This window comes from Phyllobacterium sp. CCNWLW183 (assembly GCF_037203775.1).
Classification (GTDB): domain Bacteria; phylum Pseudomonadota; class Alphaproteobacteria; order Rhizobiales; family Rhizobiaceae; genus Phyllobacterium; species Phyllobacterium ifriqiyense.
Genome location: NZ_JBBCBN010000006.1, coordinates 157090 through 179477 on the forward strand (window position 1 = coordinate 157090; position 22388 = coordinate 179477).

Here is a 22388-nt window from a genome sequence, read left to right on the forward strand (position 1 = left end):
GATCATGGCCCTCATTTCAGCTGCCCTGGGAAGGTTGTCGCAAGCCATCCTTCTTCTCTTCGCCATGTCGTTGATCGGCTTCCTTGGCATTCACAGTGTCGGCAACCCGGTCTTCAACATCGTCAACATCGAAACGGCGACGCCCGAGGATATCCGCAATGCCACGATCGCGCTTGGACTGGATCAACCGATCTGGCACCAATACGGCGTGTTCATCGGCAATGTGGTACGGGGGAATTTCGGGACCTCGTATATCTATCATATGCCGGCCTTCGCACTTGTCATCAGCAAGCTGCCCGCAACACTCGAGCTTGCCTGCGTCGCAATGCTCGTTGCAGCACCCATCGGCATTGGTCTTGGGCTTCTCGCCGGCAGGCAAAGCGGAACAGCTTTTGACCGGATTGTTCTCAAATCCAGTGTATTTGCCTTGAGTATTCCGTCTTTCTGGCTCGCCATGATGCTGATCCTTGGCGGCGCTGTCCTGACCGGATGGTTTCCGTCCGGCGGCAGAGGCGCGACGCTTAGTTTGCTCGGGCAGGAATGGAGTATCCTCACCCGCAACGGGGTCTGGCACATTGTCCTTCCCGCTTTGGCTCTTGCCATACCCAATATCGCACTGATCGCGCGGCTTTCGCGCTCGGGCACGATTGAAGTTGAAAGTCTCGACTTCACCCGGTTTTGCCGTGCCAAGGGACTTTCCTCAAGGCGGATACTGCTTCGCCATACCCTTCCGAACATCAGCGTGCCGATTGTGACGATCATCGGCCTGCAGTTCGGCGGCATGCTGGCATTTGCGGTCGTGGTGGAATCGATTTTCGCGTGGCCGGGTATCGGCAAACTCCTGATCGACTCCATCCAGCTCCTCGATCGGCCGGTGGTGATGGCGACGCTGACGTTCATTTCGGTGATTTTCGTCGCGCTCAATGCCTTTGTCGATCTCTTTCATGCCGTGCTCGATCCGCGCGTGCGCCTGTCCTCATAAAGGTGAAGTCCCATGAAAACCGAAATCCTTCCGGCCCTGAAAAAGCCCCGCTATCGTGAGGTCCTGACCATCCCCATGATCGTGCTAGCAGCCTATATCGTGCTTGCACTTGCCGCACCCGTTACCGCGCCGCAAAACCCCTATGATCCGCTGCAGATCTATGGATGGGAAGCCTCGTCTGCTCCGGGCACGCCCGGCACCGGCGGCTATCTCTATCTGCTGGGAACGGACGGGCTGGGACGAGACATCCTCAGCACCATAGTTTATGGCTTGCGCATCAGCCTGGTGGTTTCGGTCACAAGCGCTGCGATTGCCGCCCTGATCGGACTGACAGCCGGCGTCAGCGCTGCCTGGTTCGGCAGCTGGGTCGATATCGCCATCATGCGACTGGTCGATCTTCAACTCAGCCTTCCGACCATTCTGGTCGCCCTGGTCGCCATTGTCACGCTCGGCCCCGGGATCGACAGGATCATCCTGGCCCTGATCATCGCGCAATGGGCAACCTATGCCAGACTGGCGCGCAGCGTCGCATTGAGCGAGACGAACAAGTCCTACATGGATGCCGCCCGCCTCATGCGGCTGCCAATGTCCAGGATTATCTTTCGCCACCTTTTGCCCAACAGCATTGCACCGGCAGTGACCTTGATCCCCATCGAGATCGGTCATGCAGTCGCGCTTGAAGCGACACTGTCCTTTCTTGGCCTCGGCGTTCCGATCGACAAGCCTTCGCTCGGCTCGGCCGTCGCAAACGGGTTCCAGTACCTTTTGACCGGACAATACTGGACCAGCCTCTTTCCCGGTCTCGCGCTGTTCGGCCTGATCGCAAGCATCAACCTCGTCGGCGAAGAGGTCCGGCGCCGTCTTGATCCAAGGAGCCGCCCGCTATGACATTTGAGAGCCGAACAGCACCTCTTCTTCAGGTGAAGAACCTTAATCTGCGCTATTCTTCTGCGCCCGGACCGGTGACGATCCTGCAGGATGTGAGTTTCGAACTGGGGCGCGGCGAAATCGTCGGCATCATCGGCGAGTCGGGTGCCGGAAAGTCGACCCTCGGCAACGCCATTCTCGGTCTGCTTGCTCCCGGGTTCCAGCGGGTGTCGGGATCGATCGAACTGGATGGCAGGCCAATCAATGCCATGCAAGTGAAGGGCGACACCATGGCAGGAGATGGCGATGCCATCAGAGGCCGCAGGATATCCGCCATCTTCCAGGACCACACTGCCTCACTCGATCCCTTGATGAGCGTCGGCGCACAGGTGCAGGAAACGATCCTGGCAATCAACGCTTCTGTTTCGAGAATGGAGGCACGCGCCCGGGCTATCGAGCTCATGGCCCGGGTCGGCATTCCGGAGCCTGAGCGCAGATACGGCAATTATCCGCATCAGTTCTCCGGCGGGCAAAGACAGCGCGCTGTCATCGCCATCGCACTGGCGGGATCTGCCGACATCATCATCGCCGACGAGCCGACCTCGGCACTCGATGCCACAGTTCAAAAGCAGATATTGAAACTCCTGCGAACTCTCGTCGATGACACCGGTATTTCCATCGTCCTCGTCACCCATGACATGGGCGTGGTGTCCGAGATCACCGACCGGGTGCTCGTCATGAGAAAGGGCAGGGTGGTCGAACAGAATCGCACTTCGGTCATTCTTGATGCACCCGCAAATGACTACACGCGTTCTCTGCTTGCCGCAGTTCCGCGATTGCGGATCTCGGCGGCTGCCGGCAAGGGCAAAGTGCATGGCAAGGCAACTATTTCGACGCGCACAGGCAACGATACCACTTCGACGAATGCAGGCGTAGGCCAAGAGAATGGCCGCAAGGCCAGCTCGACGGATGCCAGCGAGGGCGAGGTGAATAGCAGCAAAACCGGCTGGGCGGATGCAGGCGCGGGCCCAGAGAATGGCAACACCATGCTTCTCGTGGCAAAGGGTGTTTCCAAAACCTTCGCTCGCCAAGGGTTCGCGTGGGGCCGGTGCCGCAACAAGGCAAGTTTCGCATTACGCAATGTCAGTATTGAGCTGCCGCGTGGCGCGATCACCGGCATTGTCGGCGAGAGCGGAAGCGGCAAGACGACGATCGGCCGGATCATCGCCGGCCTCGATACGGCGCCGGCAGGGACGGTCACGATCGGCAAAGACGCATTCGATGTTTCGAAACGAGGCGGTCGCAACGGCCTTCTTGGCCGGGTTCAGATGATTTTCCAGGACCCTGCGGTGTCGCTCAATCCGAGGATGAGTGCCGGCGAGACATTGCGCGAGGCCATTCGCTTCGGTGCACGCCCCGGTCCCGAAGACGAGCCCGCCGACGCTGCAACCATGATGGACCGGCTCGGTCTGGCCCGCAGCTTGCTTTCCCGTTATCCCCATCAGCTCTCGGGCGGCCAGAAGCAGCGCATCTGTATTGCGCGGGCGCTGCTGGCACGCCCGCAGATCATCATCGCGGACGAGCCGACCTCGGCGCTTGACGTGTCCGTACAGGCCGAAATCATCGAGCTTTTGAAGGACACCATAACAGCGCAGCACATGACGATGGTCTTTATCTCCCATGATCTTGCCGTCGTGCAGCAGCTGTGCAGCTGCGTCTACATCTTCAAGGACGGGCAGGTTGTGGACTCCGGATCCTCCGACTTCGTCTTCACACACTCCACACATCCCTACACACGTACCCTCATCGACGCCCGCCCCGCCCGGTTCACCTGTTGAGGGACAAGGAAACATGCATCGACAGAACGTTCCCACACCTGCGTTGCGGATATCAAAACAACACTCCACGAAGGTAACTCATGAATGACAGGTTCACATTGGCCGTTACAGGCCAGTCGCTTATAAAACACGATATTCGCAGTCTCGGCACCCCGGCATTTGATGAGGTCCAGCAACTGCTGCATCACGCAGATCTTTCATTCACCAATTTCGAGGGGACGATCCTTGGAAGCCATGGCGGCTGGCCCTTGAAAGGGTCATTCTTCGGCTGCAGCGACGCCGTCGTTCTCGATGCTTTGCAGGCAACCGGTTTCGGCGGGCTTTCGCTTTCCAACAATCACGCTTTCGACCTTGGCCCGTCCGGTGTGCTTTCAACCCTCGAAGAAGTGGAGAAGCGCGGCTTTCTCCATGCCGGCCTCGGACGCAACCAGAGCGAGGCGTCGCGGGCAGGAAGGGCGACGATCCGGGGAAGATCTGTTGCCATCGTCGCGATGGATGGCGGACCAGGTCCAGATTTCATGTATGCAGCCAATGCCGGCAAAAATCGACCGGAAAGGCCCGGTGTCAACAGGCTTGGTCTGTCACAGATCATCGAGCTCGATCACAAAGCCTTTGACCAGATGCGGGTCGTCAGGGAAAAAGTCGGCTATACGGCGATCGACCTTACCAATGACAGTCAGCCTGATGATCCACCCTTTGTAGACCCGCATGAGGAGATCGGACTTGGCCGTGCAATCTTCAAACGGGCGCCAAGGTGTGGCAGGAGCGTTAAAATCGATGAAGACGATCTGGCCCGCAACCTTGCGGCAATAAAGGCCGCTGCAAGCGATGGATGCCTTGTCATGGCCTATCTGCACCATCATCACTGGGCCTCAAACTGGTATCAGGTTCCGGACTGGGTCGGCGCCGTTGCCAGACAATGTATTGATGCGGGCGCCGCCATGTTCGTCAGCCATGGCGCGCCCGTGCTGCAACCGGTGGAAATCTATCGCCAGCGCCCGATTTTCTACAGCCTTGGCAATTTCATCTTCCATGTCAGGTCGCAAACGTCGGCGTGGCATGCACCCGAGGTCTGGGAGAGTGTTGTTGGCCTGTGCGCTTACGGAGACGACAACACGCTGATCGACATCCGATTTTATCCCATTGTGATCGGCGGAGAAGACAGCCTTGGCGGTCACTCACTCGAGGGCCGATTGGTTCCTCACCTTGCGACGGGAGCAAACGCGACACGAATCCTGCAGCGGTTCAAACGCCAATCGGCAGATAGGGGCGCCGAGATCAACCTTGCTGACGGGATCGGCATCCTGCGCGTCTGAGCAGGGCGCGATAGCAGTCTGCCTGAAAGGATCAATCGTAAGCTGCCTGAACAGACCTTGAGATTTCCATAGGCTGGCAAGGAGAGGGACAAGAGAACCACGGATGCCCGAAGACAACTGCCTGCCAAACATCATCCCGATCACACCAGCAGAGAGAATTAAATGCCCCCCACCCGACAAACAACAGGCATCCGCGACGAACTTGTCAGCCGCTTCTTCCGGTATGTAGCGATAGAAAGCCAGAGCAATGCTGCTTCACTCGATCTGCCATCGTCTCCGGGCCAGCTTGAACTGGCCAGACTGCTTGCCCGTGAGATGCGTGACCTCGGCATTGAGGAGGTCATCGTCGACGAGCATGCGATCGTCACAGGGGTGAAACGCGGCAACTGCCCGGCCGCACCGCCTGTCGGCTTCATCGCCCACCTCGATACCGTCGATGTCGGTCTTTCACCACGCATCCGCCCGCAGATCAAGCGTTTCGAAGGATCGGACCTTTGTCTCAATCCCGGGCAGGATATCTGGTTGCGTGTCGCGGAACATCCAGAAATTCTCGCCTGGAAGGATGAGGACATTATTGTCAGCGATGGTACAAGCGTCCTTGGTGCCGATAACAAGGCAGCCATCGCGGTTCTTATGACCCTGGTGGCACGGCTGGAGCCTTCAAAGCGCCACGGAGACATTTTTGTCGCCTTTGTTCCCGATGAAGAAATCGGATTGCGCGGTGCGAGAGCGCTCGATCTTGATCGATTCCGGTGCGATTTCGCCTACACCATTGATTGCTGCGCGCTCGGCGAAGTGGTCGTCGAGAATTTCAATGCCGCATCAGCCGATATTGTCTTTACCGGTGTCACCGCGCATCCAATGTCGGCAAAAGGCGTTCTCGTCAATCCGCTGCTGATGGCTCTCGATTTCATCTCTCATTTTGATCGCAACGAAACACCTGAATGCACACAAGGCCGCGAAGGCTATTACTGGTTCAACGATATCGTCGCCAATGAACAAGAAGCGCACCTGAAAGTCATGATCCGTGATTTTGACAAGCAAGAATTCGAGCGGCGCAAACGGCGCATCGTGAATGTCGCCGACCTGGTGAGATCGCAACACCCCACCGGAACGGTGCGTTGCCAGGTGGCCGACACCTACCACAACATCGCTGATCACCTGCGTGCAGACCCTCGCCCGGCACAATTGCTCTTTCGCGCACTTGAAAATCTCGGGATTGAAAAAAAGCTTGTACCGATGCGCGGAGGAACCGACGGGGCGGCGCTGTCAGCCCGTGGTCTGCCAACCCCCAACTTTTTCACCGGCGCCTGTAATTTCCATTCGCGCTTCGAATTTCTGCCCGTTCCAGCGTTCGAACAGTCCTATAAGACCGCTCTCATGCTGTGTACCCTCGCAGCAGAAGAGGGTAGCGGACACTCGGTCTCCAAAGCGTTGATAGGCGAGGTTCATGATTAAGCACGATGATCGGAGTTTGTCTGAACCAGCGGTGAGTTTACACGCGTTGCAATCATACATCGGAGGATGGATTGAATTCCGATTTGGCTGTCTTGCTGGCAGCGGAACAGTGCCTCGAAACGAGGAGCTCGAATGTTTCCACCTCAAGGATTTTTGCGATGCCGTCCACCATATCGATGGTCGGGCTGTAAACGCATCTTTCCAGGGAACTGATGTAGGTGCGATGGATGTTTGCACGGTGCGCGAGTTCCTCTTGCGAAAGCCCCCTGGCGTGTCGCAGCGTCCTGAGATTGAGCGCAAAGATCTCTCGAATATCCATGATCCGGAGTCATGCGCGTTGCAGTGCATTCAGCTACAGAGTATACTCTGCAATCGGTATCGCCCGCCGCTGCGTGGGCCTCGTCTTCGCAAATGGCAAACTCGTTCAATGGTTGAGCACGAAGTCCTAATGGGGAATCGACACCGATGGACGGAAACGAGAGACCTGGAAACCTGCGAACTCGGCACATCATACTGACGCGATCATGTTGAAGATCATGAGTGACGCTGTATGCATTGAAGTGTTACATATGTTTGGTACACGATTCAGAGGTTCCGTTCATCCAGCTTCCGTACAATGTTGCTGGCCAAACAAATCAAGATCAAAACTGGCGAGATACGCGTGAAACCAAAATCCAATAATCAAACAAGTAACAATTTTGACCGCACAAGCCTTACATCAATGAGCAAGGTTGAATTGGAGCTCTGCGTTATCGACGCCATTCGCGAACATCGGCGCCTGTTGGAGTCCGATCAGATCATCTATGAAGAATGGGAAAGAGCCAGGGCAAACCCCCAGGTACCCACGGAGCAGATAGAAGGACTTGCTGCAGAATGTCTTTCGCGTCAGGAAAGAACCGCTGCTCAACAAAATCACTTGTCCGAACTCCTCGATCTGTTGGGATATCTACCGAAGGTGCCGGAGGAGGGGCCTGAAGAAGTCAATCGGGTTCAAGAATACCCATGTCTTTCGCAAGCGCGATTGCGTGATTGAGATTAGTCGCTTCAAGCTTTGCGCGCACATTATCGAGATAATATTGAACCGTACGATGCCGCTTGTTTGTCAGTTCGGCAATGTCCGGCATATATTTGCCTTCCGCCGACCATTTGAGACAGACGAGTTCCATTGGTGAGAGCAGAAGCTTCGGCATACTGAGGGGACGCTGCGCCACTGTGCGCCAGCGATGGTGGATATAGAGCACCGCCCGTTCTGCCCTCCTCGGGTCGCCGAGAATGGTTGCATCGCATTGCGGCTGAGAGGAAGCGAAGGTGAGCATGAGGGTGGAACCGTAGCTGCCTTCAACTGGAATTGTAATGCCAGATCGAATATCAAACATGAGCGCCTGGGAGCGAAACTGTTTTTCTTCCCTCGACAGATCGCCGCGAGGCCAGGCGTCTGCTGACCATGCAAAGGGTTTCATGTGCCGCTTGGCTGTCGTTACAACCGGATCGATACGGGAATATCGATTTGTAAAATAAATTGACTGCCATTCTGCAGGATAGGAATTGAAAGTCTTGATTTCTGTTCCGGCCGTTTGAAGATAGGCGAAACGCTCGAACCCGCACGCAATCGTGAAACTCTTCATTGCGCTTTCAAGCATGCGTTCGTCGAGAGCAACATCGAGCGTGTCAATGAGCGATTGAAGTTGTCCGTCCAAACCTAGGGTCTCCTTTTGGCATTACAGATCTTTGGCGCCAGCCGGGAACAAATCGAGTGCTGATAGTAAAGATAATCGAAGCGCCCCGGGTTAATCAAGCCGCTCCAGGTTGCGATTTGATACCTCCTTCACAAAAATTGTGGGTATGGCGCGCGCATACAAAGGTTCGGATATTCCAGGTTTAAGGTGCGACTGATCAAGTAAACCCGGCGACATGGGGGCGGCAGGCCGGCTTTCTCGTTTTCGGCTTCCACTACCCGTTCTCGGGCCTTCTCGATACTCAAGAACGGGTCCGGCTATGCCTTAGCCCTCTCAGTTTTAATTCGTTGACGCATGGAGCCCCCCACCAAAGACATCGCACGTACACTCCGATCAGGTTTCTCGCGATGCAGTTTATGCCTCCGGTTGCAGCGATCGGTTTCGGGCACCACCCCTGCTGCCGCTGACGCAAATGACGCCGTGAAGTTGGTCGCTCCGGCCAGTTTACTGGCTTGCATTAGCATACAGCACGAGAGGTGCAACGCACGCGTCGACAGAGATTGAATATTTCCCCGGCTCCCCCTGTACCAACATCGACCATTCCCATAAGATGAAATCACAAGGAACGGGTCGAGGTCATATGATGACTGAAGTAAAATCGGATATACGCGGGCAGATGCTGAACATGAAGCGAAGCGGCGGGCGCCCTTCCTTGTCCTTTCAGGTCGCCGATGCGATACGGGGACAAATCGAGGCCGGCTACTATGCCCCCGGTGACAAATTGCCGACCGAGCCGGCGCTGATTGAGAAATTCGGTTTCAGCCGGACAGTGATACGCGAGGCGATCGCGGCGCTGCGCGCCGACGGCCTGGTGGAATCCCGGCATGGGTCGGGCGTGTTCGTGATCGGGCCGCGCCAGAGTGATCCGGGCCTGCGTCTGTTCACAGAGGAAACAAGTAAGATTTCCGACATTATCGAGGAGCTGGAACTTCGTATCGGTATCGAGGTGGAGGCTGCTGCGCTCGCCGCAGTGCGCAGTTCTCCGGCGCAGGAGGCCGAGATTCAATCGCAGGTCAACATCTTTGCGGGACTTGTCGCAGAAGGCAGGCCAACGGATGAAGCCGACTTCCAGTTCCATATGGCGATTGCAGCGGCTACGAACAACGCACGGTTCCGCACATTTCTGGAGCACATCGGCCGGCGCATGATCCCGCGCGTGAAGTTTCGCACCGTTATGGGCGGCGTCGATCCTTTGCCCAGCAGGGACGGACCTATCCTTGACGAGCATCGCAAAATCGCCGAGGCAATCATGGCGCGAGATCCGGATCGGGCACGGGAGGCCATGCGCCGCCATCTCGTTACAGGCATCAAGCGCTATCGTTCGCTCACGCCATGGCAAAATGAACAAAAAGAAGATGAGTCTGGTTGACTCATCTTAAAAGTCATCATATGACTTCCTGCAGAATGCATCTGTTGGGAGGAAATAGAGTGTCGCCTGAAGAAATTAAGTCGCGAGTCGGTTCAGGGCTTTTGTCTTTCCCCGTCACACACTTCACATCGGACTACCACCTCAATCTGGACAGTTACCAACGGCACGTTGAATGGCTGTCAGGTTTTGAAGCTGCTGCCCTGTTTGCCGCCGGAGGGACCGGTGAGTTTTTCTCGCTTTCACCGGCCGAGGTCGGACAGGTCACGCGTGCAGCAAAGGAAGCTTCAGGCGAGGTTCCGATCATCGCCGGGTGCGGCTATGGCATGTCACTTGCCCATGAGACGGCCAGGATCGTCGAAGGCGCAGGCGCAGACGGGATTCTCCTCCTGCCACACTATCTGACTGAAGCGCCGCAGGAGGGCATCTTCGCGCATGTCAAAGCAGTCTGCGATGCAACCGGCCTTGGCGTCATTCTATACAACCGCGCCAATTCGGTGGCCAATGCCGATACGGTGGCGCGCCTGGCAGATGCCTGTCCCAACCTGATCGGGTTCAAGGACGGAACCGGCAAAGTGGACCTGGTGCGTCATGTCACGGCCAAGCTGGGTGACCGGCTCTGCTATATTGGCGGCATGCCGACCCATGAGCTCTTCGCAGAAGGTTTCAACGGGGTCGGCGTAACGACCTATTCCTCCGCGGTTTTCAATTTCGTCCCGAAACTCGCACAGCGCTTTTATCGCGCGATGCGCGCGGGCGACAGGGCCGTCATGGAAGAGATACTTCGCAGTTTCTTTTTTCCTTTTGCAGCCTTGCGCGACCGCAAGGCCGGGTACCCGGTTTCCATCATCAAGGCCGGCGTCGATCTCGTCGGCTATGGACCCGGTCCCGTACGCCCGCCGCTGATCGACCTCGATGGCGAGGAACGGGAAATACTGCGCCAACTGATTGCCGCCGCGGGCGGCTGACCGGCAAGTTCGGTCGGCGCCCGGAGACGGCCCCGATCCTGATATCGTCATCGTTTCATCTGGGAGGAATGTAATGAAAAGGACATCTATTCGCATCATCGCAGGAGCACTGGCAATTGCCGGCTGGACCGGCCCTGCCGCGGCGCAAAATGGCGCTCAGATCAATATCGTTCTGCCTGAACAACCGGCAAATCTCGAACCATGCGGCACCATTATCACCAATGTTGGCCAGATCTTGAGCCGTAATGTTGTCGAGCCGCTGACCATCATCGATCCGGTCAGCGGTCAGCCGGTCGCCAGTCTGGCAACACAATGGACGCAGGTCGATCCCAATACGTGGAGATTCAAGCTGCGCGAGGGCGTGACGTTTCAGGACGGCGCCCCCTTCAACGCCCGGGCCGTCAAGTTTTCCATCGAACGGATGACCAGCGGCAAGGTCACGTGCAGCAATATTGCCAAGTTTGGCGACGCCAGGCTTACCGTCACCGCAATCGATGACCTGACCGTTGAAATCAAGTCTGACACGCCTCAGCCCATCTTGCCGACCCTGCTCAGCGTGATCATGGTTGTCTCTCCAAACACACCGGCGGACAAGGCGGTAAACGACCCCGTCGGTACCGGTCCTTTCAAGCTCTCCAGCTTTACGTCCCAGACCGTCGTACTGGAGTCATTTGACGGCTACTGGGGCAAGAAACCGGCCATTGCCAAAGCAAGCTATGTCTGGCGTCCCGAATCGTCCATCCGTGCGGCGATGGTTCAGACGGGCGAGGCCGATCTGACACCGTCCATCGCGATCCAGGATGCAACAAATCCGGATACCGATTTCGCCTATCTGAACTCCGAGACCACGGCGATCCGCATTGATGCAGGCTTCGCCCCGCTTGATGACGTTCGTATCCGCAAGGCGCTCAACCTGGCCATCGACTGGGAAGGCCTGTCCCAGCTCTTCGGCAAGGATGCGCAGCGCGCCTCGCAAATGGTCGTCAAGGGTATCAATGGTCACAATGACGCCCTGGCGGCCTGGACCTTCGATGCAGCAAAGGCCCGCGAGCTGATTGCCGAAGCCAGGGCAGCCGGTGTTCCGGTCGATACCGAAATCGAGCTGATCGGGCGCAACGGCATCTATCCGAACGGCTCGGAAGCCATGGAAGCAATGATGGCGATGTGGCAGGATGTCGGACTGAATGTGAAACTGACAATGCTCGATGTGAATGACTGGTTGCGTTATCTGCAAAAGCCCTTCCCGGAAGGGCGCGGCCCCAATCTCCTGCAGATGATGCACGACAACAACAAGGGCGACGCTGCTTTCACGATTCCGATTTTCTATACCTCGGTCGGCAGCTATTCGACCATGAACAATCCAGAGCTCGACAAGGATGTGGCAGATGCTATGGCTGCGACGGGTGAGGACCGGACAGCAAGGTTCAAGGCAATCTTTTCCAAGGTTCACGACAACCTGGCTGTCGATATCCCGATGTTCCACATGATCGGTTACACCAGGGTGGGAACAAGGCTGGACTGGAAGCCGGACATCACCACCAACAGTGAAATACCGCTTGCCAATATCGGCCTGAGGAACTGACCCATTCCGATGCCGGGACCATGCGGGCGCGGTTTTCGCGCTCGTTCCCACTCCAGATGAATCCAGAGGCTTCGTATGATGTTAGGCTATATGGGCAGGCGCGCCTATCACAGCACCATTTCAGTAATTGGGCTTCTGACGCTTGTCTTCTTCCTCACGCGTTTGACCGGCGATCCGTCGGCGCTCTATCTCCCTCTGGACTCAAGCATTGAGGCGCGCGAGGCGTTTGCACGCCTCAATGGCCTCGACCAGCCCATCCATACACAATTCCTCCACTATCTGCGCAACCTCCTTTCTTTGGATTTCGGACAATCCCTGCGCCAGAACCGCTCGGCCATAGAGGTGGCACTGGAGGCGTTCCCGGCTACCTTGAAACTCGCAATCCTTGCCATGACGCTCTCTACGCTTCTTGCCGTGATTGTTGGTGCGCTGGCCGCGGCGCGCCCTGGAAGCCTGTTCGACCGCGTTGCCGGACTGGTTTCGCTCACCGGCGCCAGCATGCCCGATTTCTGGATTGCGATTGTCGGGATTCTCGTTTTTTCCGTTGGCCTTGGTATGCTGCCGACCTCCGGTACCGGTACGGCCCTGCACTGGATCATGCCGATCATCGTGCTCATGCTTCGCCCGTTCGGTCTTCTGGTCCAGGTGGTGCGCGGCACAATGATCTCGGCACTTGCTGCCCCCTATATTAAAACGGCTCACGCAAAGGGGATGAAGCGACGGCGCATCATCTTTGGACACGCATTGCGCAATTCCCTGCTGCCCGTCATTACCGTTGCCGGCGATCTTGCCACCGGTCTCATTAACGGCGCGGTGGTTGTCGAGACGATTTTCGGCTGGCCCGGCATCGGCAAACTGATGATCGACTCGATCATTCAGCGCGATTTTGCTGTGGTGCAGTCGACAATCCTGGTCACTGCCATTGCCATCTTTATCGTCAATATCGCGATCGACCTTCTCTACGTCGCTCTCGATCCGCGCATTCGCTACTGAGGAGCTCGATATGGCCGACGTGACGATGCCGCTGCCGAAACTGCCTGGAAATCTGCGTCAGCTGGCAATTTACCTCAGGCGCGACAAGCTTGCACTGTGCGCAGCGCTCTTCCTGATCCTGCTGATTGCCTGCGTGGCCCTCGGACCCCTGCTTGTCGGCGAATCGGCAAGCAGACTGGGCCTGAGGCAGCGCAATTTACCGCCCTTTTCGCTCGATCATGGATTCATCTATTTTCTCGGTGCAGATACGCTTGGCCGGCCGATACTGGCGCGTTTGATCGTGGGTTCACAGAACACGCTTGGAATCGCGGCTGCTGCCGTGTTCTTCTCGATGTCTGTCGGCGGCGCGCTGGGCCTTGTTGCCGGTTATTCGGAACGCTGGTACTGCCATGCCATACTCCGTCTGGCGGACGTCATTATGAGTTTTCCCTCATTGCTGCTTGCGCTGATCGTTCTTTATACGCTCGGCCCCAGCATGATGAACCTTGTTATCGTTCTGGCGATCACGCGCATGCCCATTTTCATACGAACCGCGCGGGCAGAAGTGCTCGAACTGCGCGAGCGCATGTTTGTGAGTGCTGCCTTGTCCATGGGCGCAAGCTCCCGGCGCATCCTGTTTCGGCATATCGCGCCTCTGGTTCTCCCGACGCTGGTCACGATCGCGGCCATCGATTTTGCAACAGTGATCCTGGCTGAATCCTCATTAAGTTTCCTCGGTCTTGGCATTCAACCTCCGGACTTCACCTGGGGCGCGATGGTGGCCAACGGACGCGGTTATCTGGCCTCGGCATGGTGGATCGCCTTCTGGCCAGGCCTTGCAATCCTCCTGACGACCCTTTCCCTGAACATTCTCGCCAGCTGGGCCCGGACTGTTGCCGATCCTCTTCAACGCTGGCGTCTGCAATCGCTGCGAAAGGCTCCCCGATGACCGGTACGGGCAAACCCATTCTCCGGATCGAAAATCTGACAGTGGACTTCCTGTCCGAGGGTGACCCGGTACGGGCTGTCGACGATGTTTCTTTCCATGTCTGTCCGGGTGAAACGCTGGTTATTCTCGGGGAGAGCGGATCGGGCAAGAGCGTGAGTACCGGAACAGCCATGGGGCTGATCGACTGCCCGCCCGGCGATATTGTCAGCGGTTCGCTGGTGTTTGACGGTATCGATCTTTCCAATCTTGACGAGGAAGAGCGGCGTGCGTTGAACGGCCGGCGCATCGCCATGATCTTTCAGGATCCGCTGGCCTATCTCAACCCGGTCTATACGGTCGGCCGGCAGATCGCAGAAGTATTCGAGAGCCACAGCGAACATGGGCGCGGATCGGTGCGCGACAAGGTTGTGCAACTCATGCAGCGGGTTGGCATCCCTGAACCTGAAAAGCGCATTGACCATTACCCGCATCAATTCTCCGGCGGTCAGCGCCAGCGCGTGATGATTGCCATGGCAATTGCGCTTAAACCGGATATTCTGATCGCCGACGAACCGACGACCGCGCTCGACGTCAGCGTCCAGGCGCAAATCCTCGACTTGCTGCGCGATCTTCAGCGCGAAACCGGCATGGCCCTGATCATGATCACCCATGATCTTGAGGTTGCGGCAGCCATGGCGGATCGTATCATCGTCATGAATGGCGGCAAGGTTGTGGAAAGCGGCAAGGCCGAGGAGGTCTTTACCAGTCCGGGCCACGCCTATACACGCCGCCTGATGGCGGCGGTGCCACAACGGGACCCCGGAAGGCAGCGCGCGCCCACCGCGGTCAAGGGCGACGTTCTTTTACAGGTCGAGAACCTCAGCAAGCACTATATGTTGACCTCGGGCCTCTTCATGCCCAAGCGGGAGTTCAGGGCGGTGGATGATGTCAGCTTTGTCCTGCGCCGGGGCCAAACGGTTGGAATTGTCGGCGAATCCGGGTCGGGAAAATCCAGCATCGCGCGCATGCTCTTGCGACTGAACGATCCGACGTCGGGCAGGGCCCTGTTTGCGGGCGAGGATATATTCCAGCTCGAGGGCAAGGCACTCAACGGGTTTCGCAGGCGGGTCCAGATGGTGTTCCAGGATCCCTTCGGCTCGATGAATCCGCGGATGAATGTGCGGGCAATTATTTGCGAGCCGCTGGTGATCCACCCGGATATCCTGCCGCGTTCGCGCTGGAATGATCGGGTGGTTGAGTTGCTGCAGCTTGTCGGATTGAAAGCGGAGCACGCCGACCGTCATCCTCACCAGTTTTCAGGCGGCCAGAGGCAACGCATTGCTATCGCAAGAGCGCTCGCCAGCGATCCGGAGCTGATCGTCTGTGACGAGGCAGTATCCGCTCTTGATGTCTCCATCCAGATGCAGGTGATCGAGCTGTTGAGCGAGCTGAAACAGCGGCTCGGCCTTTCCTACCTCTTCATCACCCATGATCTACCGATCGTGCGCGAGTTTGCGGACCGCGTGATCGTAATGCAGCAAGGAAAGGTCGTGGAAGAAGACGATACGGAGGATTTGTTCGCCTCCCCTCGGCATCCCTATACGCAAGCACTGCTGAGTGCGGTACCCAAACCGAGATGGATGGCCGGTCGATCCGCAAGCGAGGTGACAGGCACAAGCCGATGAAACGTTCTCGAGCATTCTAGATTATCTTGAAAAGGCCACACAGCTGCTGGCATGGTAATGTCAGCCAGACTAAAGCAAAAATCCACAATGACAGCGGATTCGTGAGGCATGGATCCGCCCGCGATCGAGTTTGGATAAATACATCGAGGTCAGATCACATGTCGAGAGCAAACCGGACCATCTCCATCTTTCTCATCGGGCTCTTACCAGCGCTTGCATCGTGCAACGACAAATCCGTATCGCTTCAACCGGCTCAAGGTCTGTGTAGTGCCGATGCCGCCCGGAAACTGGTCGGGCAGCCCAAGCCGACAGACGCAGAAGCAATGCGTCTGTCAAATTCAAAGCTTGTGCGGCAGATAGAGCCGGGCCAGATGGTCACCCATGACTACAGGCAAGAACGGGTTACGATCGAAACGGATCCAGCATCCGGCCGCGTTGTTGGAGCGACTTGCGGCTAGGTAAAATCAGGAATTGTTCCTCCAGAACAACGCAACCCTTGTAAAACTGCATGAAATAGTCGGCGGTTCGCCTCCGATCAAGGCGTTCGACGTTATCAGCCACTCAGTGCCAATCCTGCTGTTTATGGTATCAGTTTGACCATCTTTTCATTTCCCGATGATCAACAGATTTGGCCGGAGATCCGCGTTTAGCCGGGCCTGACGAACGCTTTTGTCGTTGCAGCAGTCTCGCCAGGATCTGCGTGGCGTGCTGCTTTCTCACTCGCCTCGTACGCGACTTGATGCTGATTAACAGAAGCGTTCGGAAGACAACTCGAGCGCATTTTACCGCTGGTCAAGAGATTACACGTGCCTACGGACGCTTCACGGCCGCTGGTTCAACCTTCATTTGTGGGCTGTCAATCTTTCGAGCAGGCTGCGGAGAGCTGGGCGGCCCACAATCAAGCTCTCCTATCTGTTTCCCGAAGGTATGCAGGGCATGGCTGTCCTATCTTCCGATATAGGACGCCAGTTCATCTGGCGTCCCATTGGGAAACGCTTGTTTCAGAAAATCCAGGAAGGCGGAGACCCGAGCGCTCAGCAGTCGCCGCGAGGGGTAGAGCGCCCAAAGCGCGATATCGGATCCCTTGATATCTCCCCAATGGGTCAGGCTGCCGTCATTCAGATCGTGGGTCACCAGCGAAATCGGCAGACGGGCCGCACCGACACCGGCGCGAACGGCGTCCCGGACCATGATCAGCGACGACAAGACAAGGACCGGCTCGATCTTTATCTGCGTGGGTCCTTTTGGGGTCGTGACATTCCAAGTCTGCCGGTCGGCGGAACCGCGGACGACTCCCGGAGCTGCATTGTCTCGCGCGGGACGAGGCAAATCAGGTCTTGCGACGACAACCAGACGATCATGAAGGAAGGCGCGACCAACGAGGCTTTCATCCGGATTAGGATTGACGCGGATAACCAGATCATAGCCTTCCTCGATCATATCGACTGCACGATCCTCCGTGGTGACTTCAAGCTTCACGTCCGGGTATTTGAGGGCAAATCCCGCGGCGATCTTGCCCATGGCGGTCTGCGAAAGAAGAAGTGGCGCGCTTACCCTCAACCGGCCGCGCGGTTTCTCCGCCCCTGAGACAATGGCGGATGCCGTCTCGTCGATCTCTATGAGAAGCGCCGCTGTCCGTTCGTGAAGGGTGCGTCCTTCCTCGGTGAGTTTCAGGTTGCGGGCGCCGCGCTCGAAGAGCCGGAGCTCAAGCGCAGCCTCCAGCTCCGTTACCCGCCGCGACAGCGTCGCCTTCGGACGATTGGAGGCTCTCGCTGCTTTACCAAAGCCCCCGTGACGGGCCACGAGATTGAAATCCGCAAGTGCGACGAGATCCATGAGTGTTCCAACTGTGAGACAGAGTGGCCAGATTGGGAGTCTATTGGACGCACCATGAACCGTGCATATTCGGGGTGTCAAGCAAATCCAACACGGAGACATCCAATGACAACGTCCGCTACTCAGTCAAATCTGGCCGCTTCCCCGAAAATCGTCATCCTGGGTGCCACCGGCCCGACAGGTCGCCATATCGTAGCCCAGGCTGTGGCCCGCGGCTATGACGTCACCGTCCTGGTCCGTTCGCCAGAGAAGGCAGCTGAACTCAAGGGCGCCAATATTGTCGTTGGCGATGCCCGCGACGAAAAGGCCCTTCGCCAGACCATCAAAGGCCGCGATGCGGTGATCAGCGCCCTTGGTACGCCAGCGAGCCCTTTTCGTGAAGTCACGCTTCTGTCCACCGCGACCCGCGCGCTCGTCAATGCCATGAAGGCAGAGCAGGTCTCACGGCTTATCGCGGTTACCGGGCTTGGCGCCGGCGACAGCAAGGGACATGGCGGCTTTCTCTTCGATAACCTGATCTATCCTTTGCTTTTGCGGAAGGTCTACGCTGACAAGAACCGCCAGGAGGCAATCGTAAAGGGCAGCGATCTCGATTGGACCATTGTCCGTCCTTCGATCCTGAACAACAAACAGGAGCACAAACCGGTCCGAGCTCTGACCGATCTCAGCGACGTACATGGCGGTACGATCTCGCGTAAAGACGTTGCCACCTTCCTGCTCGATCAAATCACCTCGAGCACATGGCTCAAGAAAACGCCGTTCATCACATGGTAACCGCGAGATCCAAATTGACGCCAAGATCTCCACTGCGGCCCGATACGAAGCTGAGTTTCATGAACTCAAGGGCTTGGAAGGCCAAAGGAACGCCTGCACCAGGAACGTGATGGATCAGTTGAGGGTGCCCTGAGACATCCTTTAATTGATGCCAAAGCAGACAAGGAGAAGCCTGTGTCTGATCAACGCGGTGGGCGATAGCGCAGTGGCCATCGTATGTTTGGCGACAAGCCCCATGTCTCCTGGAGACAAAAAGTTTTCAATATACTTTGAAGGGTAGTGGATTTAGGAATGCCTGGCGCCATGGTGAGCTCAACGGGGAGCGCGGTCGGATGGCGCTTCGGCAAACGGGGCCAAGAACGTCGGGAAGATGGTAAAAGTTCCGACAATCAAAAGCCAATGGACACGCGTCATTTATAAGGCTTGGTTGTCTTCACCACATTCCTCATTGACCTATCAGATATTTTTACGTTTTCGTAACCGGCCGAGCTCCGTTTCTACTGAGCGTAGTGTATTGGCCCCAAGAGCCAGTCCCATCCTATCGGCCACTTCGACTATGGCGGACAGGATTTCATCCCGGTCCCAACCGGCCTCTTGGGCATCACCGATGATGTTGATTATTTCATCTTCGACAGCACGTTGACACTCTGCAAAACGCTCGGGGTGGCGGCGGTCGATGCGTGGTCGCATTATGGACATGCTTTCCCTCCAGGAGCCGATTTGGCTTGTTTGAGCGATGATATTCGATCCTGAGTTGCGCACGCAAGCAGTGCGCCAACTCAGCAAAAGCCGACGACTGCTAATGTCTGAGCCTGTGACAACAATGTCATCAAATCAGGGATATCACGTCAGTGCTTGAGCGAACATGCCTCACGGGCTTCAGCTGCGGCGCTACGTGGGCAGTGTCCACGCAGCGTTTTCATTCGAAACGTTATTTGGACCGATTACGAATAAGAGAGCTTGCTGTACTCACACGAAGTCAAATCTCTTTGCCAACGTTGTAAGCTGTCCGCGGACATATCTTTAGTCGCTGAATATCGTCATTTTACCCTGCGCCGTGACTGGCCTTGCGCAGCTATTCAAGCTCGTTGAATGTACCCTCCATGGAGCTATCGGCGAGTCAGTTAATGCGGAGGTTATGGGCTTGAGGAATCAGAAGCGGTTCATCATGCATCCAGACGATGAAAAGGATTTTGAACAGGAGGTGCTCGCAGAAGAGGGTGTCGTATTGGTTGATGGGCCGATCTGGACATCCGATTCGCCAGCCAAATTGAACTCACTTGATCGGATAGGAAACTACTGCATCATTTGGTCCACGCTGGATCGTCCATCCCTGAGTGCGCAGTACAAGGGAGGTGAATGGCATTGCGATTCAGAGATGGCGACCATTCAGTTTCTCCGGAGCAGGATACATGGCGATCTACTTACCGAGGGTTCGCTTTCCATCAGCACTGACCCGGCTACACAGACCGAGGCGAGGCGGATAGAGAAACGTTTTCACTCCTATTTCATGCACATGAAATCCAACTATCGGAACTCTGCTGTTTGCTGGTACAGCTTAACTCCGTTTTTGCCGGCGGCGCCGGGGCCGCTCGGCAAATCCAGGCATGCCTGATTCCAATGTTTGGGTTGGTCCTCACGCCCTCCGTTGGTTGAGGGCCGACAAGCATCGCCGCGTTAGGCAACACTCGAGCTTCGGTGCTTATGCAGTTCTTGGCGAGGACGTTCAGAGGCTTATTTCGGGTAGTTTGCCCACACCAGACCTCTCGTAGCTCTGCGGCACGGTGTTTTGCACTTCGCTGGAGTGGTTGAGCCAATATGCGCGACGGCTAAAACCGAAGAAATTGCCTATGCCGATCAGTCCATGAACCAGCCGGGCAAGGATCGGCAAAGCCACAGCGTGGGAAAGCCCTGGCTGTCCCTTGCGGCAACGGTTCACTGCAGGCCTGCGACGTCAGGCGCAAAAATTATCGCGCACTTCCAAAAACCACTTCTAGCTATCCTGTTCGCTGATCAATTTATGGCGATGGGTTATCCATTGACCAATATATATGAGCAGTGCACACCCGATGGGCGAGCCCACTTCGTTCACGACTGTACCCAAAGTTTTCGGGAGCGTAAGAGCTGTCCCCATTGTTAAAGAAGACGAATAAGTCAGAAAGGCAATTGCTCCACCAAATACAACGCCGATCAATACCCCTGATCCGATGTATCGGTCGATTTTTAGAGAATCTTGCTGGACAAGCTTCGCCAAAAGCCAACCCAATATCCCGTATTCAATTGCGCGAAGAATACTGATTGTCGCCAGGGAAAGTACTGCCGGCTGATCCGCTACCTTCAATATTCCATTCATGGTTTTCTGCGCTGATTTCGCGAAGGCAACTGCAATCGGCGCTGATGCCAGTGCGATGAGTCCCGCCACGGACGCGCGAGCTTTGCTCAGGAATACGCCGATGCTGACACCTGTGCAGACGAAGAATGACCATGTGACGCCTTGAGCCAAATCAGAGATAAACAAAACACCCGCAGGGGCGCTGCCTCCGGCTAGTTTGGCGGCAAGTATAAACCCTTGCATGACAAACCCCAACAGGACTGAGAGCAATGCAACTGTCCCAATTTGGCGCAGAGCATCATCGCCGATTGTGCGCGTTGGTTCGGGTTCCAAACGATCTTGTGCCAAGGTCATCCTCCCCAAAATTCACCTGAGCGCAGAATAACACGAAAATCAAACCAGCACAGGCTCTCCTATTGCTTCAGTCGCCTCGGCAAACTGTCCTGGTCCGATGGTTCCCGTGAACAAGATTCCAGGGAAGCACCCACCAGGTTTTTCAGTTCCTCTCGCAAAGCAGGCAATTTGGCCGCTAGGCCTCACACGACGCTTTGCAGCCAAAAGGAAGAATTCGTTTCGGCCTTGCAACATTAATGCTAAGCGGGTGGGCTGTAGTTTAAGGAAGCGTTATGAAGAAATTGTTTCTCGTTTTTTTGACGATTATTATTGCGGTGATGGCTCTTGCTGGCTCTCGCTGGTATCGCTACGTCAGCAACACGGACAGCCCTTACGATGAAATTGGCATCACCCTCAACAATGCCGCGCCAGACCCAATCAATAGATGGGGATGTGCCATGCTTGAAACCCGTTTTGCCAAGTCCGTACCACCATATGGTTGCGTTGGCGAAAACGCCACGCAGTGAAAGTAAAGACGATGGTTTCTCGGTTGGTTCAGCTTTTTAATTATCCCGTACAACCGATCATTGCGCTACTACGCCAGGCAAAAACATGGCGAACGGTTCTTCCACAGCGCGCTTGAGAAAAGCGGCATAAGGTGCGAAACCTGCTTGATCAGGACCTATTCGGCCCATCGGAGCCTCGGCCAGCGCCTTCATTGGAATATAGACTATCGGGGCAGCCACGGGTGTGAGTTGTGCGCCGCGACCGGCCTGCAACGTGGTAAGTATTCCGTACAGTTCACCGGTAATGGAAGGTCGGGACACAATGATCAATCTCTGCTGACCGGATGTGTTGGTAGAGAGATAAATATGGCCGGAAAGATTGGGGATTGCCACTGTACCCTGTTGGGTGAAAGCAGCGTCTAACCTGTCTTTTTCATTGAACCGGAGATTGGAAGAGGCGTTGCTCCAATGAATCTCGGTGCAATAGGCAAAGATCGCCTGCCTGTCGCCGAACGATGGGCGGATCGTCAGATAAAGACCTTCTATCCACGCCACCGATGCCCGTGAGTATGCCCCCAATTGCTCATCTGCCTGGCCATTTGAAACGGGAGACGAAACATTCTGCATGTCTGCAGCCCGCAGGCGCATGGCAAGCGCCTCTTCCAATCGTATCGTCGTTGCCAGCGTAAACGGTCGGTGGCCTGATAGGGCCTTTTCCAGCGTTGAAAGGCTTATCTTCGCAAGATCGGCCAGATGCTGCCTAGAGATTCTGCGACGCGCCAATTCTTCACGAATTCGCGCGGCAACAGCCAGGTTCTGTTTTTCGGAAAGTTCGTCGCTATCCATTCACCTGCCCGAATATGTAAGGGTCCGCACATTCCGTCACATATCCACACATCGTGGCATCCG

23 protein-coding genes are annotated in these 22388 nt (G+C 56.3%); 16 read left to right on the top strand and 7 right to left on the bottom strand.

Annotated elements, in window-relative coordinates; all coding sequences use genetic code 11:
• Window positions 1-4 precede the first annotated feature (4 nt).
• The 5 genes from V9K95_RS15025 to pepT all read left to right on the top strand — a co-directional run bounded on the left by V9K95_RS15025 (window position 5) and on the right by pepT (window position 6461).
• The gene (locus V9K95_RS15025; RefSeq protein WP_336441186.1) at window positions 5-982 is read left to right on the top strand and encodes an ABC transporter permease; all 978 of its coding nucleotides are present in this window, start codon (window positions 5-7) and stop codon (window positions 980-982) included.
• A 12-nt stretch (window positions 983-994) separates the two neighbouring features.
• Window positions 995-1870: an ABC transporter permease gene (locus V9K95_RS15030; RefSeq protein WP_336441185.1), complete on the top strand. Its 876-nt coding sequence runs from the start codon at window positions 995-997 to the stop codon at window positions 1868-1870.
• Entirely contained in the window at window positions 1867-3687 is a 1821-nt protein-coding gene (locus V9K95_RS15035; RefSeq protein ID WP_336441184.1) for an ABC transporter ATP-binding protein, read from the top strand. The genes V9K95_RS15030 and V9K95_RS15035 overlap by 4 nt, the downstream gene beginning before the upstream one ends.
• Before the next feature lie 80 nt (window positions 3688-3767).
• Window positions 3768-5003: a CapA family protein gene (locus tag V9K95_RS15040; RefSeq protein WP_336441183.1), complete on the top strand. Its 1236-nt coding sequence runs from the start codon at window positions 3768-3770 to the stop codon at window positions 5001-5003.
• A 162-nt stretch (window positions 5004-5165) separates the two neighbouring features.
• Window positions 5166-6461, top strand: coding sequence for a peptidase T (gene pepT, locus V9K95_RS15045; RefSeq protein ID WP_336441182.1), 1296 nt, complete (start codon window positions 5166-5168; stop codon window positions 6459-6461).
• Between the two features lie 52 nt (window positions 6462-6513).
• Here the strand turns inward: pepT and V9K95_RS15050 are convergent, their stop codons facing one another.
• Window positions 6514-6780, bottom strand: a complete 267-nt coding sequence (locus tag V9K95_RS15050; protein ID WP_336441181.1) for a helix-turn-helix domain-containing protein — start codon at window positions 6778-6780, stop codon at window positions 6514-6516.
• A 297-nt stretch (window positions 6781-7077) separates the two neighbouring features.
• Here V9K95_RS15050 and V9K95_RS15055 point away from each other — a divergent pair, with 297 nt between their 5' ends.
• Entirely contained in the window at window positions 7078-7494 is a 417-nt protein-coding gene (locus V9K95_RS15055) for a transcriptional repressor TraM (RefSeq protein WP_336441180.1), read from the top strand.
• Here V9K95_RS15055 and V9K95_RS15060 read toward each other — a convergent pair.
• Window positions 7442-8158, bottom strand: coding sequence for an autoinducer binding domain-containing protein (locus V9K95_RS15060; protein WP_336441179.1), 717 nt, complete (start codon window positions 8156-8158; stop codon window positions 7442-7444). The genes V9K95_RS15055 and V9K95_RS15060 overlap by 53 nt on opposite strands.
• A 655-nt stretch (window positions 8159-8813) precedes the next feature.
• On the opposite strand from V9K95_RS15060, the gene V9K95_RS15065 reads away from it, so the two are divergent.
• The 7 genes from V9K95_RS15065 to V9K95_RS15095 all read left to right on the top strand — a co-directional run bounded on the left by V9K95_RS15065 (window position 8814) and on the right by V9K95_RS15095 (window position 16156).
• Window positions 8814-9566 (top strand): FadR/GntR family transcriptional regulator, encoded by a 753-nt coding sequence (locus V9K95_RS15065; protein WP_307279000.1) that lies wholly within the window; start codon window positions 8814-8816, stop codon window positions 9564-9566.
• Window positions 9567-9625: 59 nt separating this feature from the next.
• Window positions 9626-10531 carry a 5-dehydro-4-deoxyglucarate dehydratase gene (gene kdgD, locus V9K95_RS15070; RefSeq protein WP_336441178.1) on the top strand — a complete coding sequence of 302 codons (906 nt, stop codon included), beginning with the start codon at window positions 9626-9628 and terminating at the stop codon, window positions 10529-10531.
• 73 nt (window positions 10532-10604) lie between these two features.
• Window positions 10605-12113, top strand: coding sequence for an ABC transporter substrate-binding protein (locus V9K95_RS15075; protein WP_336441177.1), 1509 nt, complete (start codon window positions 10605-10607; stop codon window positions 12111-12113).
• A gap of 78 nt (window positions 12114-12191) precedes the next feature.
• Window positions 12192-13106, top strand: coding sequence for an ABC transporter permease (locus V9K95_RS15080; protein ID WP_336441318.1), 915 nt, complete (start codon window positions 12192-12194; stop codon window positions 13104-13106).
• 25 nt (window positions 13107-13131) lie between these two features.
• Window positions 13132-14034 carry an ABC transporter permease gene (locus V9K95_RS15085; protein ID WP_442958571.1) on the top strand — a complete coding sequence of 301 codons (903 nt, stop codon included), beginning with the start codon at window positions 13132-13134 and terminating at the stop codon, window positions 14032-14034.
• On the top strand, window positions 14031-15698 hold the full coding sequence (locus V9K95_RS15090; RefSeq protein ID WP_336441175.1) for an ABC transporter ATP-binding protein: 1668 nt from the start codon (window positions 14031-14033) through the stop codon (window positions 15696-15698). Before V9K95_RS15085 ends, V9K95_RS15090 begins: the two co-directional genes overlap by 4 nt.
• 158 nt (window positions 15699-15856) lie before the next feature.
• The gene (locus V9K95_RS15095) at window positions 15857-16156 is read left to right on the top strand and encodes an I78 family peptidase inhibitor (RefSeq protein WP_336441174.1); all 300 of its coding nucleotides are present in this window, start codon (window positions 15857-15859) and stop codon (window positions 16154-16156) included.
• 487 nt (window positions 16157-16643) lie between these two features.
• On the opposite strand, the gene V9K95_RS15100 is transcribed toward V9K95_RS15095, so the two are convergent.
• Window positions 16644-17534 (bottom strand): LysR family transcriptional regulator, encoded by an 891-nt coding sequence (locus tag V9K95_RS15100; RefSeq protein ID WP_336441173.1) that lies wholly within the window; start codon window positions 17532-17534, stop codon window positions 16644-16646.
• A 105-nt stretch (window positions 17535-17639) separates the two neighbouring features.
• On the opposite strand from V9K95_RS15100, the gene V9K95_RS15105 reads away from it, so the two are divergent.
• Complete coding sequence (locus tag V9K95_RS15105) at window positions 17640-18308, top strand: NAD(P)-dependent oxidoreductase (RefSeq protein ID WP_336441172.1); 669 nt, start codon at window positions 17640-17642, stop codon at window positions 18306-18308.
• 456 nt (window positions 18309-18764) lie between these two features.
• Here V9K95_RS15105 and V9K95_RS15110 read toward each other — a convergent pair whose 3' ends face one another.
• Window positions 18765-19007, bottom strand: coding sequence for a hypothetical protein (locus tag V9K95_RS15110; protein ID WP_307278109.1), 243 nt, complete (start codon window positions 19005-19007; stop codon window positions 18765-18767).
• A 445-nt stretch (window positions 19008-19452) separates the two neighbouring features.
• Here V9K95_RS15110 and V9K95_RS15115 point away from each other — a divergent pair, with 445 nt between their 5' ends.
• On the top strand, window positions 19453-19923 hold the full coding sequence (locus tag V9K95_RS15115; protein ID WP_336441171.1) for a hypothetical protein: 471 nt from the start codon (window positions 19453-19455) through the stop codon (window positions 19921-19923).
• Window positions 19924-20034: 111 nt separating this feature from the next.
• On the opposite strand, the gene V9K95_RS15120 is transcribed toward V9K95_RS15115, so the two are convergent.
• Together V9K95_RS15120 and V9K95_RS15125 are read right to left on the bottom strand one after the other, a co-directional pair.
• On the bottom strand, window positions 20035-20247 hold the full coding sequence (locus tag V9K95_RS15120) for a hypothetical protein (protein WP_336441170.1): 213 nt from the start codon (window positions 20245-20247) through the stop codon (window positions 20035-20037).
• Between the two features lie 54 nt (window positions 20248-20301).
• Window positions 20302-20988 (bottom strand): hypothetical protein, encoded by a 687-nt coding sequence (locus V9K95_RS15125; protein ID WP_336441169.1) that lies wholly within the window; start codon window positions 20986-20988, stop codon window positions 20302-20304.
• 278 nt (window positions 20989-21266) lie between these two features.
• Here V9K95_RS15125 and V9K95_RS15130 point away from each other — a divergent pair, with 278 nt between their 5' ends.
• Entirely contained in the window at window positions 21267-21500 is a 234-nt protein-coding gene (locus V9K95_RS15130) for a hypothetical protein (protein ID WP_336441168.1), read from the top strand.
• A 57-nt stretch (window positions 21501-21557) separates the two neighbouring features.
• On the opposite strand, the gene V9K95_RS15135 is transcribed toward V9K95_RS15130, so the two are convergent.
• A complete protein-coding gene (locus V9K95_RS15135; protein WP_336441167.1) occupies window positions 21558-22325 on the bottom strand; it encodes a helix-turn-helix domain-containing protein in 768 nt (255 codons plus the stop codon).
• Between the last annotated feature and the right edge of the window lie 63 nt (window positions 22326-22388).

What these genes read in the sequence shown, in the direction of transcription:
- V9K95_RS15025 (WP_336441186.1), top strand. Translation starts at nt 5, where the DNA reads ATGGCCCTCATTTCAGCTGCCCTGGGAAGGTTGTCGCAAGCCATCCTT.
- V9K95_RS15030 (WP_336441185.1), top strand. Translation starts at nt 995, where the DNA reads ATGAAAACCGAAATCCTTCCGGCCCTGAAAAAGCCCCGCTATCGTGAG.
- V9K95_RS15035 (WP_336441184.1), top strand. Translation starts at nt 1,867, where the DNA reads ATGACATTTGAGAGCCGAACAGCACCTCTTCTTCAGGTGAAGAACCTT.
- V9K95_RS15040 (WP_336441183.1), top strand. Translation starts at nt 3,768, where the DNA reads ATGAATGACAGGTTCACATTGGCCGTTACAGGCCAGTCGCTTATAAAA.
- pepT (WP_336441182.1), top strand. Translation starts at nt 5,166, where the DNA reads ATGCCCCCCACCCGACAAACAACAGGCATCCGCGACGAACTTGTCAGC.
- V9K95_RS15050 (WP_336441181.1), bottom strand. Translation starts at nt 6,780, where the DNA reads ATGGATATTCGAGAGATCTTTGCGCTCAATCTCAGGACGCTGCGACAC.
- V9K95_RS15055 (WP_336441180.1), top strand. Translation starts at nt 7,078, where the DNA reads ATGTTGCTGGCCAAACAAATCAAGATCAAAACTGGCGAGATACGCGTG.
- V9K95_RS15065 (WP_307279000.1), top strand. Translation starts at nt 8,814, where the DNA reads ATGCTGAACATGAAGCGAAGCGGCGGGCGCCCTTCCTTGTCCTTTCAG.
- V9K95_RS15075 (WP_336441177.1), top strand. Translation starts at nt 10,605, where the DNA reads ATGAAAAGGACATCTATTCGCATCATCGCAGGAGCACTGGCAATTGCC.
- V9K95_RS15080 (WP_336441318.1), top strand. Translation starts at nt 12,192, where the DNA reads ATGTTAGGCTATATGGGCAGGCGCGCCTATCACAGCACCATTTCAGTA.
- V9K95_RS15085 (WP_442958571.1), top strand. Translation starts at nt 13,132, where the DNA reads ATGCCGCTGCCGAAACTGCCTGGAAATCTGCGTCAGCTGGCAATTTAC.
- V9K95_RS15090 (WP_336441175.1), top strand. Translation starts at nt 14,031, where the DNA reads ATGACCGGTACGGGCAAACCCATTCTCCGGATCGAAAATCTGACAGTG.
- V9K95_RS15095 (WP_336441174.1), top strand. Translation starts at nt 15,857, where the DNA reads ATGTCGAGAGCAAACCGGACCATCTCCATCTTTCTCATCGGGCTCTTA.
- V9K95_RS15100 (WP_336441173.1), bottom strand. Translation starts at nt 17,534, where the DNA reads ATGGATCTCGTCGCACTTGCGGATTTCAATCTCGTGGCCCGTCACGGG.
- V9K95_RS15105 (WP_336441172.1), top strand. Translation starts at nt 17,640, where the DNA reads ATGACAACGTCCGCTACTCAGTCAAATCTGGCCGCTTCCCCGAAAATC.
- V9K95_RS15110 (WP_307278109.1), bottom strand. Translation starts at nt 19,007, where the DNA reads ATGTCCATAATGCGACCACGCATCGACCGCCGCCACCCCGAGCGTTTT.
- V9K95_RS15130 (WP_336441168.1), top strand. Translation starts at nt 21,267, where the DNA reads ATGAAGAAATTGTTTCTCGTTTTTTTGACGATTATTATTGCGGTGATG.
- V9K95_RS15135 (WP_336441167.1), bottom strand. Translation starts at nt 22,325, where the DNA reads ATGGATAGCGACGAACTTTCCGAAAAACAGAACCTGGCTGTTGCCGCG.